Source organism: Alphaproteobacteria bacterium PA2, from assembly GCA_002256425.1.
In the GTDB taxonomy this organism is placed as follows: domain Bacteria; phylum Pseudomonadota; class Alphaproteobacteria; order Caulobacterales; family Caulobacteraceae; genus Phenylobacterium.
Window position 1 is genome coordinate 88,266 of record NKIZ01000001.1, and the last position, 14,366, is coordinate 102,631.

Annotated in this window: 15 protein-coding genes; 4 read left to right on the top strand and 11 right to left on the bottom strand. The window is 64.3% G+C overall.

What is annotated here, in order from left to right; genetic code table 11:
• Positions 1–89: 89 nt before the first annotated feature.
• The 3 genes from CFE28_00415 to CFE28_00425 all read right to left on the bottom strand — a co-directional run bounded on the left by CFE28_00415 (position 90) and on the right by CFE28_00425 (position 2,198).
• Positions 90–1,247: a phosphoserine transaminase gene (locus CFE28_00415; GenBank protein OYU68596.1), complete on the bottom strand. Its 1,158-nt coding sequence runs from the start codon at positions 1,245–1,247 to the stop codon at positions 90–92.
• 136 nt (positions 1,248–1,383) lie between these two features.
• The gene (locus tag CFE28_00420; GenBank protein OYU68597.1) at positions 1,384–1,803 is read right to left on the bottom strand and encodes a hypothetical protein; all 420 of its coding nucleotides are present in this window, start codon (positions 1,801–1,803) and stop codon (positions 1,384–1,386) included.
• Between the two features lie 62 nt (positions 1,804–1,865).
• Complete coding sequence (locus CFE28_00425; GenBank protein OYU68598.1) at positions 1,866–2,198, bottom strand: hypothetical protein; 333 nt, start codon at positions 2,196–2,198, stop codon at positions 1,866–1,868.
• Between the two features lie 183 nt (positions 2,199–2,381).
• Here CFE28_00425 and CFE28_00430 point away from each other — a divergent pair, with 183 nt between their 5' ends.
• The gene (locus CFE28_00430; GenBank protein OYU68599.1) at positions 2,382–4,274 is read left to right on the top strand and encodes a hybrid sensor histidine kinase/response regulator; all 1,893 of its coding nucleotides are present in this window, start codon (positions 2,382–2,384) and stop codon (positions 4,272–4,274) included.
• On the opposite strand, the gene CFE28_00435 is transcribed toward CFE28_00430, so the two are convergent.
• Together CFE28_00435 and thiD are read right to left on the bottom strand one after the other, a co-directional pair.
• Entirely contained in the window at positions 4,271–4,840 is a 570-nt protein-coding gene (locus tag CFE28_00435) for a hypothetical protein (GenBank protein ID OYU68600.1), read from the bottom strand. The two genes, CFE28_00430 and CFE28_00435, sit on opposite strands and share 4 nt — an antisense overlap.
• Positions 4,837–5,643, bottom strand: a complete 807-nt coding sequence (gene thiD, locus CFE28_00440; GenBank protein ID OYU68601.1) for a bifunctional hydroxymethylpyrimidine kinase/phosphomethylpyrimidine kinase — start codon at positions 5,641–5,643, stop codon at positions 4,837–4,839. The genes CFE28_00435 and thiD overlap by 4 nt, the downstream gene beginning before the upstream one ends.
• 68 nt (positions 5,644–5,711) lie before the next feature.
• Between thiD and CFE28_00445 the strand changes: the two genes are divergently transcribed.
• A complete protein-coding gene (locus CFE28_00445) occupies positions 5,712–6,467 on the top strand; it encodes a 3-oxoacyl-ACP reductase (GenBank protein ID OYU68602.1) in 756 nt (251 codons plus the stop codon).
• On the opposite strand, the gene folP is transcribed toward CFE28_00445, so the two are convergent.
• The 3 genes from folP to rpsU all read right to left on the bottom strand — a co-directional run bounded on the left by folP (position 6,451) and on the right by rpsU (position 9,596).
• On the bottom strand, positions 6,451–7,251 hold the full coding sequence (gene folP / locus CFE28_00450; GenBank protein ID OYU71475.1) for a dihydropteroate synthase: 801 nt from the start codon (positions 7,249–7,251) through the stop codon (positions 6,451–6,453). The genes CFE28_00445 and folP overlap by 17 nt on opposite strands.
• Before the next feature lie 53 nt (positions 7,252–7,304).
• Positions 7,305–9,185 (bottom strand): cell division protein FtsH, encoded by a 1,881-nt coding sequence (locus tag CFE28_00455; GenBank protein ID OYU68603.1) that lies wholly within the window; start codon positions 9,183–9,185, stop codon positions 7,305–7,307.
• A gap of 177 nt (positions 9,186–9,362) precedes the next feature.
• Positions 9,363–9,596: a 30S ribosomal protein S21 gene (gene rpsU, locus CFE28_00460; protein ID OYU71476.1), complete on the bottom strand. Its 234-nt coding sequence runs from the start codon at positions 9,594–9,596 to the stop codon at positions 9,363–9,365.
• A 196-nt stretch (positions 9,597–9,792) separates the two neighbouring features.
• Here rpsU and CFE28_00465 point away from each other — a divergent pair, with 196 nt between their 5' ends.
• Entirely contained in the window at positions 9,793–10,422 is a 630-nt protein-coding gene (locus tag CFE28_00465) for a rpsU-divergently transcribed protein (protein OYU68604.1), read from the top strand.
• An 85-nt stretch (positions 10,423–10,507) separates the two neighbouring features.
• On the opposite strand, the gene CFE28_00470 is transcribed toward CFE28_00465, so the two are convergent.
• The 3 genes from CFE28_00470 to CFE28_00480 all read right to left on the bottom strand — a co-directional run bounded on the left by CFE28_00470 (position 10,508) and on the right by CFE28_00480 (position 13,394).
• The gene (locus CFE28_00470) at positions 10,508–11,476 is read right to left on the bottom strand and encodes a magnesium transporter (protein OYU68605.1); all 969 of its coding nucleotides are present in this window, start codon (positions 11,474–11,476) and stop codon (positions 10,508–10,510) included.
• A gap of 61 nt (positions 11,477–11,537) precedes the next feature.
• A complete protein-coding gene (locus CFE28_00475; GenBank protein ID OYU68606.1) occupies positions 11,538–12,227 on the bottom strand; it encodes a CHAP domain-containing protein in 690 nt (229 codons plus the stop codon).
• A 66-nt stretch (positions 12,228–12,293) separates the two neighbouring features.
• Positions 12,294–13,394 carry an acyltransferase gene (locus tag CFE28_00480; protein ID OYU68607.1) on the bottom strand — a complete coding sequence of 367 codons (1,101 nt, stop codon included), beginning with the start codon at positions 13,392–13,394 and terminating at the stop codon, positions 12,294–12,296.
• Positions 13,395–13,570: 176 nt separating this feature from the next.
• Between CFE28_00480 and CFE28_00485 the strand changes: the two genes are divergently transcribed.
• Positions 13,571–14,356, top strand: coding sequence for a hypothetical protein (locus CFE28_00485; protein OYU68608.1), 786 nt, complete (start codon positions 13,571–13,573; stop codon positions 14,354–14,356).
• Positions 14,357–14,366 lie beyond the last annotated feature (10 nt).

The window sequence follows — 14,366 nt, forward strand, 5'->3', positions numbered from 1 at the left end:
TTTGAATCGGAATGTGTTTCAGCGACTCCGGACCCTGGGTCCGGAGAAGCGATGGGCGCGCCCGACCGGCGGGCGCGCGGGATCGGTGATCAGGCGGCGACCAGGCCCTGGAAGGCCCAGTCGAGCCAGGGGGTCAGGGCTTCGAGGTCAGAGGTCTCGACCGTGGCGCCGCACCAGATCCGAAGGCCCGGAGGAGCGTCGCGATAGCCGCCGACATCGAGGGCCACGCCCTCCTTTTCGAGGGCCGAGGCCAGGTTCTTGGCGAAGTCGGCCTGGGCGTCAGCGGACAGGGCCGTGACCCGGGGATCGACAACCTTGAGACAGACCGAGGTGTTGGACATGTGATCCGGATTGGCCGCCAGGAATTCCACCCAGGGGGTCTTGGCCACCCACTCAGCCAGGGCGCCGAGATTGGCGTCGGCCCGGCGGCGCATTTCGGTGAGACCGCCAATGGACTCCACCCACTTCAGGGCGTCGACGGCGTCTTCCACGCACAGCATGGAGGGGGTGTTGATGGTGGCGCCTTCGAACAGGTCGAGGGTGACCTTGCCGCCCTTGGTCATGCGGAAGAGCTTGGGCATGGGCCAGGCTGGCGTGTAGCTTTCAAGCCGGGCGACGGCCTTGGGCGACAGGATCAGGACCCCGTGAGCGGCTTCACCGCCGAGCGCCTTCTGCCAGGAGAAGGTGACCACATCGAGCTTGGCCCAGTCGAGGTTCTGGGCGAAGGCGGCGCTGGTGGCGTCGCAGATGGTGATGCCTTCACGGTCGGCGGAGATGAAATCAGCGTTGGGAACGCGAACGCCCGAAGTGGTGCCATTCCAGGTGAAGACCAGGTCGGCGTCCGGGCGGACCTTGGAGAGATCAGGCAGTTCGCCATAGGGCGCCTCAAGCACCTCGGCCGGCAGCTTCAGCTGCTTGACCACATCGGTGACCCAGTCCTTGCCGAAGCTTTCAAAGGCCAGCAGCTGGATCGGTTTGGGGCCCAGCATGGACCACATGGCCATTTCCACGGCGCCGGTGTCGGAGCCGGGGACAATGCCCACCAGATAGTCGTCGGGCACTTCCAGCAGCTGACGGGTGCGGTCAATGGCGTCCTTCAGCCGGGCCTTGCCGGGCTTGGAACGGTGGGACCGTCCGAGGACAGCATTCTGGAGATTCTGGGGGCTCCATCCGGGGCGCTTGGCGCACGGGCCGGAAGAGAATTCGGGGCGAGCCGGGCGCATGGCCGGCTTGGCGAGGGTATTCATAGCGATGTCTCCCATCCTTACAGATGAGCAGCGCCCCGTTGGGGGGGCGTGGCCCGACGCGGAGAAACGCCCGTTTCGCCTTAAGGGCAAGTGAAAGTTTTGGAGATTGTCGAAAATTGAGGCGTCGGGGGCCCGTTCAGGCGGCGCCTTCAGCGGTCCTGGAGCCGCGGATATAACCGATGACTCCCGCGGCCAAACTCATGCAAACAAACAGGAAAATGAGATTGTTTGCTCGGGCGAAAGTCAGGTCGTGCTCCTTGGCCATGACGAAATAGTAGGCGTTCAGGCCGAACTGCGCCCCATAGAGCAGCATGACCACACCAAGCCATTTGCTGGTGAATCGGATGGCCAAACCGACGAAAACCAGGGCCGTAACCCCGTCAAATGTCAGCTTGGCCACCGGATGGAGCATGTGAGTCACGGGAAGACCGAGTAGCGTATTGGCGAGGACCAAAATCGCACCGGCACGCTCTGCCGACCCGCCCTTCCACAGTGACCACCCGCAAATAGCGAAAACCAAAATCAGCAAAATGCGGGCTATCAGCAGGTCAGACATGGGTCAGAAACTTCCAAACACCAAGTCTCTCCTAATCTGAGTTTTGAGACCTGTCTAAGGTCTTAGCCGACCTCGCTGGTCTTTCCACGCGCCTGCATGAAGAGCGGCGGAGGCTTCATGATTTCCATCTTCGTCCGGATGCCGAGACGCAGCTGGGCTTCAGCCAACTCGTTATGCACGCCGACCATGGCGGTGCGGGCGGCGCTGAGGGCCGAGATGGCTTCCATCAGCTTGACCTGGACGTCATCGGCGAAGACCACGGAGGTATTGACCTCCTTACGGGCCTTCAGGATTTCGGCCATGAACTCACTGGCTTCCACCAGGGCCTGGTCGACGGAGGCTTCGGTCGCGAACAGCTTTGCGGCGACCTGCTTGGCCACAAACACCTTTTCCATGGGAACTCCTTTTTCCGAGTGGTTAACAACTGGTTAACACACTCGCCTCAGGGGGGAATTCCGGCAAGTGATTTTCGCGTGAATGTGGCGGTGTCGGAACGTCGCACCCATGCGTTTAACGACCAAGTGGAAGAAATCGTTAGGGATAATCCCCCTATAGGTGGCTCAGGATTGGAACCGCCCATGACCGACGACGCCCCCGCGCCTAGCCGCCCCCAGAAATACAGCTTCCACGCCCGGGTGACCGGAGCGGCCATGATCACCGCCCTGGTGGTTCTGGTCCTGGCCTGCGCCACCTTCACCGGTCTTCAGTGGGGGGTCAGCGTCGAGCAGACCCGCACGGATCTGGCCATACTGGCGGAGGTTACGGCCTCCAACGCGGCCGACGATCTGGCCAAGGTCAACCCCGTGGGATCCGAGGAGGCGCTGGCCGCCCTGGTCAGGGCGCCGAACATTCTTGAAGGCCGGTTGACGGACGCCTCCGGGCGGACCCTGGCCACCTACCGCAAATCCGGAACAGCCCTGCCCGCGGTGGTGCGGGTTACCGTGCCGGTTCTCGGCAGAACCGGGAAGATGGGAGAGCTCTCCCTGGCCGCCCGTCAGCCCCTGCTCACCGACCTCCTGCCGAAATTCCTGGCCCTGACCGGCATGCTGCTCTTCGCCGGGCTCGGCACGGCCCTCTTCCTGGCCCGCCGTCTGGCCGGCGGCGTGATAGAGCCGGTCCAGCGCCTGTCCGACGCCATGGTGCAGGTGGCGGCAAGCGGCCAGTTCAGGCCCGTGCCCCACCAGAACGAAGACCCCCTGTTCCGCAATCTGACCAACAGCTTCAACCACCTGCTGGCCAAGCTGGACACCCGGGAACAGGCCCTGCGCGGCACCCTGGAAGACCTGACCGTCGCCCGGGATGCGGCCAATACCGCCAATGTGCTCAAGTCACACTTCCTGGCCAATATGAGCCACGAGATCCGGACACCGCTGAACGGCGTCCTGGCCATGGCTGAGGTCATGGCCGGCGCCGACATGCCCCGGGCGCAGAAGGACCGGCTGGAAGTGATCCGCCAGTCCGGCGCCCAGCTGCTGGCCGTGCTGAACGATGTTCTGGACATCTCCAAGATCGAAGCCGGCAAGCTGACCCTGATCGAAGAGGATTTCGACCTGGAAGCCAGCCTGGTGTCGACGCGGGAGTCCTACGACTTCCTGGCCGGCCAGAGCGGCCTGGGCTTTTCCTTCACCATCACCGACACGGCCAGGGGGCATTGGGTTGGAGACGCTGACCGGCTCAAGCAGATCCTCGGCAACCTGCTGTCCAACGCCATCAAGTTCACCCATTCGGGGTCGGTGAGCGTCGAAATCGACGCTCCGGACGGCTTGCACGCCCTTGTCCTGAAAGTGAGCGACACCGGCATAGGCATTCCGGCCGAGAAGCAGACCAACCTTTTCGAGAAGTTCGTCCAGGTGGACAACAGCGCCACCCGCCGGTTCGGCGGATCAGGTCTTGGCCTGGCCATATGCCGGGAACTGACCACCATGATGGCGGGCTCCATTGAGGTGACCAGCGTCGAGGGCCAGGGCGCGAGCTTCCGGGTCGTCCTGCCCCTGTCCCGCAGCGACGCCCCGGCCCTTCAGGTCTCCGGCCGCCGGCCGCTGGCTGCCGATGAAGACCGGCCGCTGCGCATTCTGGCCGCCGAGGACAACCCCACCAACCAGCGCGTGCTGGCGGCGGTTCTCGAAGCCATGGAGATCGATCTCGACATCGTCGCTGATGGCCGACAGGCTTATGACGCCTGGCGCAACGGCTCCTATGACCTGATCCTGATGGACATCCAGATGCCGATCATGGACGGCATGGACGCCGCCAGGGCCATCCGCAATCTCGAGCATCACGAGGGCCGCTACCCGACACCGATCCTGGCCCTCACCGCCAACGCCCTGTCCCACCAGGTCGAGGAATATCTGGCGGCCGGCATGGACGGCCATGTGGCCAAGCCCATCGAGATCTCCAAGCTTCAGGACGCCATGCGCCGCGCCCTGACGCCGGCGGAGCCTGCGGCGGGAGCCAGGATCGCCGCCGCCTAGGCGGACTCAACCGTCAGCTCGGGCCATCTGGCCTTGGCCGCGGCAGCGATCTTGTCATAGTTCGGCGAGGTGCGCGTCGGGTTGGGCCTCAGACGCATGTCGAACAGGTCCTCCAAGCCAAAGGGCGCGATGACCGTCAGGGTGTCATCAGTCTCAAGCCTGACGCCCACGGCGAACATGGGGCTGACAAACCGGCCCAGGGCCTCAGCGCTGTTGTTCAGGGGTTCGTAGGGCTCGCCAAACTTGCCCTCGAACCAGAGGTGGACCCGGGCCTGATTGCGCACCTCCACCATGTCGCGGAGCGGCGGCTCGAAGGCGGCGGCGACCCGACGGATCACCACATCCTCCGCCTCATAGGAAATGTCCGAGGCGTCGTAATAGCCAAGATCATAGTCCTTGATGCCGAAGTCCAGGTCCCGGCCGGTCCTGTCATTGAGCACCCGCTGATAGATGGCGCCCGAAAACAGCAGGGCGTCCGGAATGGCCAGGTCCCGCACGGTGGTCAGGACCTGCATCAGGGGCGCCGAGCGGCGCACCACGGCTTCAAGGTCTGCTGCGTGTCTCATCTGCCCTCCCGCAGGCTCCAGGCGTGGTCGAGGGGGCCGTGGCCGGCGCCGAGGCCTGGCGCATGGGTGATGGCCTCCTGGACATAGGCCCAGGCCCGGGCGACCGCCGAGGTCAGGGTCATGCCCTGGGCCAGGCCCGTGGCGCAGGCCGAGGCCAGGGTGCAGCCCGTGCCATGGGTATGGCGGGTATCCAGACGGTCGGTCTCGAAACTGGACTCACCCTCCGGCGTCATGAGCAGGTCCACCAGCAGGTCGCCGTCAACATGGCCCCCCTTCATCAGGACGGCCCGGGCGCCCAGCCTGAGCAGGGCCTCGCCAGCCCGACGCTGGTCATCGAGGGTTTCCACCACAAGCCCGGTCAGGGCGGCGGCCTCGGGGGCATTGGGCGTCAAAAGGGTAGCGCGGGGGACCATCAGGGTTCGCACGGCGCTGATGGCGCGGTCGGCCAGCAGGGGATGTCCGCCCTTTGCGATCATGACCGGGTCGATCACAGCGGGAACGCCGGTCGCAGAGTCGAGGATCTGCGCCACCCGCTCGACAACATCCACATCCCCAAGCATGCCGGTCTTGATGGCGTCGGCGCCGATGTCGTCCAGCACCGCCCTGGCCTGGGCCTCGATCATGTCGAGGGGAATGGGATGGACGCCGGTCACCCCCAGGGTGTTCTGGGCCGTGATCGCCGTCACGGCGGTGGCGCCAAAGCCCCCCAGCATGGTGACGGTCTTCAGGTCGCCCTGAATGCCCGCGCCGCCGCCGGAGTCCGAGCCGGCTATGATCAGGACACGTCCGAGAGTTTGAACCATGCCCCGCGATAGCCTGACCACAGGCGCTTTGCACTTGGGAATTTGTCGCCCCCTGCTAGCATTGGTCCATGACGCAAGATCTGAAAGTCGCCCTGGTCACCGGGGCAGGGTCCGGGATCGGCCGGGCCAGCGCACTGGCCCTCCACAGGGCGGGCTTCGCCCTGGTTCTGGCGGGACGACGGGCCGAGGAACTGGCGCGAACTGCGGATCAGGCCCAGGGCGGCCCGGAGGTTCTGGCGGTACCCACCGATGTCTCGGACCCGGATTCAGTGGCAGCCCTGTTTGCCAGGGTCCAGTCCCACTTCGGTCGGCTGGATGTCCTGTTCAACAATGCCGGGACAGGCGCACCGCCCGTGCCCTTCGAGGATCTGGACCTGAAGGCCTGGAAGCGGGTGGTGGACGTCAATCTGACGGGACCCTTCCTGTGCACCCAGGGCGCCTTCCGCATCATGAAGGCCCAGAGCCCGCAGGGGGGACGGATCATCAACAATGGCTCGATCTCCGCCCACGCCCCGCGGCCGAGATCGGCGGCCTATACGGCCACCAAACACGCCATGACCGGCCTCACCCGCTCCACCTCCCTCGACGGGCGGGCCTATGACATCGCCTGCGGCCAGATCGACATTGGCAATGCGGCGACGGAGATGACGGCCCGGATGAGCCAGGGGGTTCCCCAGGCTGACGGAAGCATGGCGGTGGAGCCGGTCATGGACGTTCAGGCCGTGGCGGACGCTGTGGTCTATATGGCCAGCCTGCCCCTTTCCGCCAATGTCCAGTTCATGACGGTCATGGCGACGAAAATGCCCTTCATAGGGCGGGGCTGACCCTGGCGCCGTCAATGGCCGACCAGACCTTGAGGGCCTGAACGGTCTCGCGGACATCATGAACCCGGACCGCCGCCACCCCGGACCGGGCGCCGGCGAGAGCTGCAGCCAGGGAGCCGCCAAGCCGGTCGGCGGGGGCCTTGGCGAGTGGGTCCAGAGTCTGGATCAATCCCTTGCGGCTGGCCCCCAGCAGGACCGGGAAGCCCAGGGCCACGAACCTGTCCAGATGGGCCAGCAAGGCCAGATTGTGGGCGGGGGTCTTGCCAAAGCCTATGCCGGGGTCGATCCAGATCCGGTCGCGGGCCACCCCCGCCGCCATGGCCGCCTGCGCCCGGGCGAGCAGGAAATCCGCAACCTCGTCCACCACATCGGCATAGCGCGGCGATTGCTGCATGGTCTGCGGGTCGCCCTGCATGTGCATGAGCACCACCTGGCAGCCAAGCCCGGCGGCGACATGGACGGCGCCGGGTGATTGCAGCGCCGACACGTCATTCCAGACATCAGCACCGGCGGCGATGGCCGCCCTGGCGACTGAGGGCTTGTAGGTATCGACCGAGATCAGGGCGCTGGTCTGCGGCCTCAGGGCCCCGATGACCGGCAGGATGCGGGCCAGCTCCTCGGCTTCGGAAACGGGCTCAGCCCCGGGACGGGTGCTTTCGCCGCCGATGTCGAGCATGTCGGCGCCCTGGGCCAGCAGGGTCATCGCATGGGAGACGGCGGCCGCGGGATCGTCATGACGCCCGCCGTCGGAAAAGCTGTCCGGCGTGACATTGACGATCGCCATGACCCGGGGGCGGACGCCGTGCGCCAAATCCACGGCGGGCCTCCGGACGAAGCCTAGGCCGTGACCGGTTCGAAACTGCCGGCGATCGGCACCGACACCGAAGGCGGCGGCGGGCGGTCGGCTTCAGCGTCGTCGCGATTGGGGGCGATACCCTTCAGCACATTGACGATCTCGTCGCCCGACAGGGTTTCATATTCCAGCAAGCCCTTGGCCAGGGTGTGCAGATCCTCCAGGCGCTCCAACAGGATGCGACGGGCTTCGTCCTGGCCGCCCTGGACAAGGCGGCGGACCTCGAGATCGATCTTCTGGGCGGTGTCTTCAGACACGTTCTGGGTCCTGGAGACCGAGTGACCCAGGAAGACCTCTTCCTGATTGTCGCCATAGGCCACGGTGCCCAGCTCATCAGAGAAACCCCAGCGGGTGACCATGTTGCGCGCCAGGCTGGTGGCGGCCTGGATGTCGCTGGAGGCGCCCGAGGTGATGTGTTCCTTGCCGAAAATGATCTCTTCGGAAACCCGGCCCGCCATCATGATGGCCAGGCGCGAGGTCATCTGGACATAGTCCATGGAATAGCGATCGCCTTCCGGCAGCTGCATGACCATGCCCAGGGCGCGGCCCCGGGGGACGATGGTCGCCTTGTGCACCGGGTCAGCAGAGGGAACGCTGAGCGCCACCAGGGCGTGGCCGCCCTCGTGATAGGCGGTGCAGCGCTTTTCCTCGTCGCTCATGACCATGGACTTGCGCTCGGCGCCCATCATCACCTTGTCCTTGGCCTCTTCGAAGTCGCGATGCAGGACCATGCGCCGGTTCTTGCGCGCCGCCATCAGGGCCGCCTCATTGACCAGATTGGCCAGGTCGGCGCCGGAGAAACCGGGGGTGCCGCGGGCGATGGTCTTCACATTGACGTCGGCGGCCAGGGGCACGTTCTTCATGTGGACGCGCAGGATCCGCTCGCGACCGCCCACATCGGGATTGCCGACCACGACCTGACGGTCAAAGCGGCCCGGACGCAGCAGTGCGGGGTCGAGAACGTCGGGACGGTTGGTGGAGGCGATGACGATGATGGCTTCGGATGGGTCAAAGCCGTCCATTTCCACCAGCAGCTGGTTGAGGGTCTGCTCCCGCTCGTCGTTACCGCCGCCGAGGCCAGCGCCGCGATGGCGACCGACGGCGTCGATTTCGTCGATGAAGATGATGCAGGGGCTGTTCTTCTTGGCCTGCTCGAACATGTCGCGCACACGGCTGGCGCCGACGCCGACGAACATTTCAACGAAGTCCGAGCCGGAAATGTAGAAGAAGGGCACGCCCGCCTCGCCGGCCACGGCGCGGCCCAGCAAGGTCTTGCCGGTGCCGGGGGGACCGACCATCAGGGCGCCTTTGGGGATCTTGCCGCCCAGGCGCTGAAACTTCTGCGGATCCTTCAGGAAGTCGACGATTTCCGCCAGCTCGTCCTTGGCTTCGTCGACGCCGGCGACGTCTTCGAAGGTCACCCGGTTCTTGTTTTCCGTCAGCAACTTGGCCTTGGACTTGCCAAAGCCCATGGCGCCGCGGGCCCCGCCCTGCATCTGGCGCATGAAGAAGATCCAGACGCCGACCAGCAGCAGGATGGGCAGGAGCTGGATGATGATGGTGCCAAGGGTGATGCCGCCGGGCGGCTTGACCTGGATATCGACCCCCTGGGCCTCCATGCGGCTGACAAGCGCATCCTGATTGGCGGGGGTGGTGGCGGCATAGGTCTTGTTGGCCTTGTCGGTCACCTGGACGCGACTGCCCGAAATCTCGGCCTTCTTGATTGTCCCGGACCCGACCCGCTGCAACAGCTGCGAATAGGTGATGTCAGGATTGGCTGACTTCTGGCTGGTGGTCATCACGCTGTAGAGCCCGGCCAGGGCCAGAACGATGACGCCCCAGATTGCCAAATTGCGCAGGTTCATGGTGGTTCAATTCGCCTTGGAAAAGTTCGCTGGACCCTAGATAGGGAGGCGGCCCGGGATTCACCAGCAAGGGAAACGCCGGTTGCCGGAAAATACGCGCCTGCCGGGGTTCAGGATAGCAAAAAGGCCGCGCGAAGCTCGCACGGCCTTTTGAAGTTCTCAAAGAACGCAGACGTCCTAGCGGACGGGCTTCTTCGGGGCAGGCACCAGACCTTCACGCTGGGCGCGCTTGCGGGCCAGCTTGCGGGCGCGACGCACGGCTTCCGCCTGCTGGCGGGCGCGCTTTTCCGACGGCTTCTCATAGTGCACGTGCCGCTTCATTTCGCGGAACGAGCCTTCACGCTGCATCTTCTTCTTCAGCGCCTTGAGGGCCTGATCGACATTATTGTCGCGCACGAAAATCTGAACCAGAGGTCTCTCTCCTGTCACCCGTTCCCGCTCGGCTGACCCGACGGGCGCAGCGGCGAACGGACAAAATCTTTCCCCCCCGAGCGCAGGGCGACCGGGTTTGAGCGCGGCGGAATAGCAGAAGGAAAAGGCAATGTCCACGGCGGACAAGGCTGTTCGAACGTTCTATTGTCGAGTCTTGTCAAAGGGGAAGGCGAAGATGACCGACTGGGCGACCCGGACCGAGCAGGATATCCTCGATCAGGCCCTGAAGCTTGCGCCGAAACAGGGCTGGACCTGGCCCATGGTGCGCGCCGCCGGCGCGGCGGCGGGGCTGTCGGGACCGGAGACCGAGCTGCTCCTTCCTCATGGGCCAGCCGACCTGGCCGCCCTGCTGTCCCGTCGACACGACGCAGCGGCCCTGACCTCCTTGCCTGACCCCGCAGCCCTGAAGATCCGCGAGCGGATCCGCGCCGCTGTCCTGACCCGCACGGAGGCGGCCTACGCGGATGCGCCAGCCCTGCGCCGGTGGGCCGGATGGCTCGCCCTGCCCGTCAACCTGCCCCTGGCCATGCGCCTGGTCTGGGAAAGCGCCGACAAACTGTGGCGCTGGGCGGGGGATGTGGCGACCGACGAGAACCACTATTCGAAGCGGGCCATTCTGGCCGGCATACTGATCTCCGCCATCAGCCTGCGGCTGTCAGCCGGCGCGGAGGCGACCGAGCGGTTTGTCGACGCCCGGATCGAGAACGTCATGAGCTTCGAGAAATGGAAGGCGGGGATCAAGCCGGGGGACCTGCTCTCCAGCCTGGTCACCTCACTTGGCCGCCTGCGCTACGGCCAAGGCTAGAGCGCGTTCCATTTGGGCGGAATCGTCTGGAGGGTAAAACTGCGCTCTGGTTCAAAGGCTTGGAGCACGCTGATCGCAGAGCGCTCTAGAACCAGCCCTTCCTTCGAAACCAGAGAAACGGGATCAGGCCTGACAGGATCATCAGGCCAATGGCCATGGGATAACCCAGGGGCCAGTCCAGCTCGGGCATGTGCCTGAAGTTCATGCCGTAGATCGCCCCGATCAGGGTCGGCGGCATGAGAAGGACCGTGGCCACCGCGAAGAACTTCATGGTGACGTTCTGCTCGATATTGATCAGGCCCAGGGCCGCATCCAGCAGGAAGGAAATGTGTGAGGCCTGATAGCCCGAGTGTTCGGTCAGGGACTGGATGTCATGCTGGACCGACGCCAGATGAACCTGGTGAGCGGGATCATCTGCGATCTCTGGCGCCAGGGCCGCGAAACTGGCGAGGCGCCCCAGGCTGACGAGGCTGGTCCTGGCCAGGGAGGTGGTCGACTGGGTGCGGGCAAGGGAGGTCAGCAGGGGTTCGAAGGCCCCGCCTCTCAGCCTTGAGAAAATGGCGGTGGACGAGGCCTGCACCTGGCCGGAGCCAGCCTCAAGCACTTCTGCGACCCGCTCGACAATGGCGTCCATCAGCCCAAGAAATGTGTCCGCGCCGGAGGAGGAGTCTGTGGTCGGCGACAGGACCCTCTGGCTGAACACATCGAAGGCCTTGGACTCGATGAACCTGATGGTGATCAGACGGTCGCTGGAAAGGACAAAGGTGACCGGACTGAGCTCGGCGACATCCTGGTCACTTCGGGTCAGCAGGCTGGCGGTCATGAAGGTCGCGCCGCCCTCGCGATAGAGCCGGCTGGAGGGCTCGATCTGCTGCATTTCCTCAGGGGTGGGCAGCTGCAGGCCCAGAGCGTACTCAGCGGCCAGCTCTTCGCTGCGGGATGGCCGGTTCATGTCAGCCCAGACCACGCCCTGCGGCATTCGCCACCCGGCGGCCAGATCCTCGTCGCCCAGGACGTCAAACCTGTGAGCGTCGCGGCGGAGAACCCTCAGCATGACAGGGCCGTGCAGGTCGGGAGCAGAGCGTCAAGGTAAGGGTGCGCCACCCTGGAAAGCGTCAGTTCTGGGGATCTGCGGCCGGCGCCGCCGGGCCAGTGACGGCCTGGATCAGGGCGGCGATCTTGTCGCCCGAGTCCGCGGCCTGACTGAACATGCTCAGGGGGTTTGCGCCCGGACGCACCGCCGAAGCCACCTGGCTTGCGGCGTTCTGCGCCATGGCGATCGCCGTGTTCTGCGCTGAACTGAAGCCGGAGCTGGCCAGCTGCTGGGCCTTGGCGTCCTGATAGATGAAGCCATAGGTGGGGTAGGTCGTGGTGCCGAGGTCGCGGACAGGATCATACCAGACCTTGACCGTCGACCAGTCCCCGGCCGGCGAAACGTCGACGACGGTTACATCTTTTTCGATCTGCCCGCGGGTTCCGCCAATACGCGACCAGTTGGCGTGGCTGATCTGGATGACCCGGTCGGTCAGGACCTGACTGACGACGGCGACATGTCCCAGGGACATGCGGCCGGTGGGCTTGAAGCAAAGGACGGCGCCGGATTTGGGAGCCCGGCCGGTGTCGTAGCGGCCAAGGGCCTGACGCCACCAGGTATAGGCGTCCCCGAAGATCTGGATCCCGGAAGCCAGACGCGCAAAGGGAACGCACTGCCAGTAGATGTCGGCTGAAGCGCTCGAAATCGGCGCAATCGTCATAACCGCTGCGGCGGCCAGGGAACCAATCAGGGTTCTGGTCCGTTTAAGCATGTCAGAGGAGCCCCCACGCGAAACTTGCGTAGGAATACTCATACTGACCAAGGATGGGAAGAGGGTTTATGCCGGGGCTTGCGCAGATTGGTGAGTCCCGCGGGCCACTGGCATCAGCTTCATGCGCTCCCGGGCTGGCTTTTCGATCAAATGATATGACAAGGCCGAAAGAGGAACGAGGCCGAAAAGCAAAACTAACCACAGGCCAAACGTTAACTGGCCGCCATTGACCTCAAAAACCCGTGTCATCGTATTCACGAATACTATCTTCCACGGCACGCAGATCATGTACATCGAGTAGCTGATCTCGCCGAGATAGACCAAGGGCGCCTGGGTCAAAATGGCGGAACGGGTTTGCGCCAGTTGCGCCAAGAAGAGCAGGGTTAACCCCAGACCGATGACGATGACCGAATCCGGGACACCGACTGCGGCGAAAATAATCGTCGCGGCGCCTGAAATCAGGGCGCCTGTAAGGGCTTTTGCGCGGCTTTTGGCCGGACGGGCCACCCAATAGCCATACAGAGCACACCCGAAGGCAAAGCAGGGAACAATCCGCAGGGCGCCCCAAGATATGGTCGCCAGGGTAAGTTTCTGGCCCGTCAGGGCGTTGAACCCCGCATTGAGGCCCAGCACGAGCAGGATGGCCAGAACCAGACCGACGATGGGGCGGTCCTTGAGCTTCAGGGCGACGACGGCAAAGACCGGAAAGGTCAGATAGGCGAACCACTCTGCCGAGATCGACCAGGAAGGGTGATTCCACGACGCTGCAGGCGCCAGTCCCCAAGCCTGGGTCATGGTGAGGTTGGCCGGAAGGCTTGACCAGCTGAGGATGCTGGGGTCGACCTGCATGCCAAGGCGCGTGGCGATCAGGGCCAGGGCGCCCATGCCGATCAGGGTCGCCAGATGCAAGGGATAGACCCTGGCAAGACGCGCCCAGAGAAAGCCCCCATAGTTGAACCGCTTTTCCTCCACGGCCACGCGGTAGACGTGGCACAGGATGAAGCCCGACAGGATGAAGAAGAGCTCGACGCCCAGATAGCCCTTGCCGACGAAGCCCGGCATGGCGGGCGCCCCCGGCAGATCGTGCCAGTAGTGGAACAGGACAACCCAGAGAGCTGCAAAGAACCGCAGGCTGGTAAGGGCGCGGAGATTTTCACCAGGATTCATCAAACTGTTCCAAGTTGAGGCTCGGGGGGCCGAATTGCACCTCGACCAGCAATATGCAGGCCAAACATCACCAGGTTGGAAATGAGATGAAGGAAGTTTGGGGGCGTCGACCGTTCTGATACTGGCAAATTGCCAAGTCTCGACTATCTAAGGGAGCAATCTAACCGAGGACAAATATGTCGGACCTGACTCATCTGCTCGTGGACCCAGCCGCCTGGGCCGCACTGATCACCTTGATTGTCATGGAAGTGGTCCTCGGGATCGACAATCTGGTCTTCATTTCGATCCTTTCGAACAAGCTGCCCATGGAGCAGAGGACAAGAGCCCGGCGGATAGGTCTGGCCCTGGCCCTGATCATGCGTCTGGCCCTGCTCTCGACCCTGGCCTTCATTGTCGGCCTGACAGCGCCGGTCTTCAGCCTGCCCTGGCAACCCGCCGCCGACAGCAGTGGTCACATGCCCTTTGACCTGGCCTTTTCCTGGCGTGACATCATCCTGATTGCCGGCGGCCTGTTCCTGGTGTGGAAGGCCACCACAGAGATCCACCATGCTGTCGACCCGGCGGTCAGCGACGACATCCTGGACAAGAAGGCGCCCGTCGCCATGAACTTCAGCGCCGCCATCGTCCAGATCCTGATGCTGGACATTGTCTTCTCCATCGACTCCATCCTGACGGCGGTCGGGATGACCGATCACCTGCCGATCATGGTCGTGGCCGTTGTGGTCGCTGTCGCCATCATGCTGGTCGCTTCCGAGCCCCTGGCCAATTTCATCAACAACAATCCGACCGTGGTCATGCTGGCCCTCGGCTTCCTGCTGATGATCGGCGCGACCCTGATCGCCGAAGGCTTCGGCGTGCATGTGTCGAAGGGCTACATCTACGCCGCCATGGCCTTCTCCGGTCTTGTGGAGGGCCTCAACATGGCCTCCCGCGCGGCGGCGAAGCGCAAGGGTTCCGTCTAAAGAATTTGGA

Bases quoted from the DNA above. Each gene is read 5' to 3' on its own strand.
- CFE28_00415 (OYU68596.1), bottom strand. From the start codon at position 1,247: ATGAATACCCTCGCCAAGCCGGCCATGCGCCCGGCTCGCCCCGAATTC.
- CFE28_00420 (OYU68597.1), bottom strand. From the start codon at position 1,803: ATGTCTGACCTGCTGATAGCCCGCATTTTGCTGATTTTGGTTTTCGCT.
- CFE28_00425 (OYU68598.1), bottom strand. From the start codon at position 2,198: ATGGAAAAGGTGTTTGTGGCCAAGCAGGTCGCCGCAAAGCTGTTCGCG.
- CFE28_00430 (OYU68599.1), top strand. From the start codon at position 2,382: ATGACCGACGACGCCCCCGCGCCTAGCCGCCCCCAGAAATACAGCTTC.
- CFE28_00435 (OYU68600.1), bottom strand. From the start codon at position 4,840: ATGAGACACGCAGCAGACCTTGAAGCCGTGGTGCGCCGCTCGGCGCCC.
- thiD (OYU68601.1), bottom strand. From the start codon at position 5,643: ATGGTTCAAACTCTCGGACGTGTCCTGATCATAGCCGGCTCGGACTCC.
- CFE28_00445 (OYU68602.1), top strand. From the start codon at position 5,712: ATGACGCAAGATCTGAAAGTCGCCCTGGTCACCGGGGCAGGGTCCGGG.
- folP (OYU71475.1), bottom strand. From the start codon at position 7,251: ATGGCGATCGTCAATGTCACGCCGGACAGCTTTTCCGACGGCGGGCGT.
- CFE28_00455 (OYU68603.1), bottom strand. From the start codon at position 9,185: ATGAACCTGCGCAATTTGGCAATCTGGGGCGTCATCGTTCTGGCCCTG.
- CFE28_00465 (OYU68604.1), top strand. From the start codon at position 9,793: ATGACCGACTGGGCGACCCGGACCGAGCAGGATATCCTCGATCAGGCC.
- CFE28_00470 (OYU68605.1), bottom strand. From the start codon at position 11,476: ATGCTGAGGGTTCTCCGCCGCGACGCTCACAGGTTTGACGTCCTGGGC.
- CFE28_00475 (OYU68606.1), bottom strand. From the start codon at position 12,227: ATGCTTAAACGGACCAGAACCCTGATTGGTTCCCTGGCCGCCGCAGCG.
- CFE28_00480 (OYU68607.1), bottom strand. From the start codon at position 13,394: ATGAATCCTGGTGAAAATCTCCGCGCCCTTACCAGCCTGCGGTTCTTT.
- CFE28_00485 (OYU68608.1), top strand. From the start codon at position 13,571: ATGTCGGACCTGACTCATCTGCTCGTGGACCCAGCCGCCTGGGCCGCA.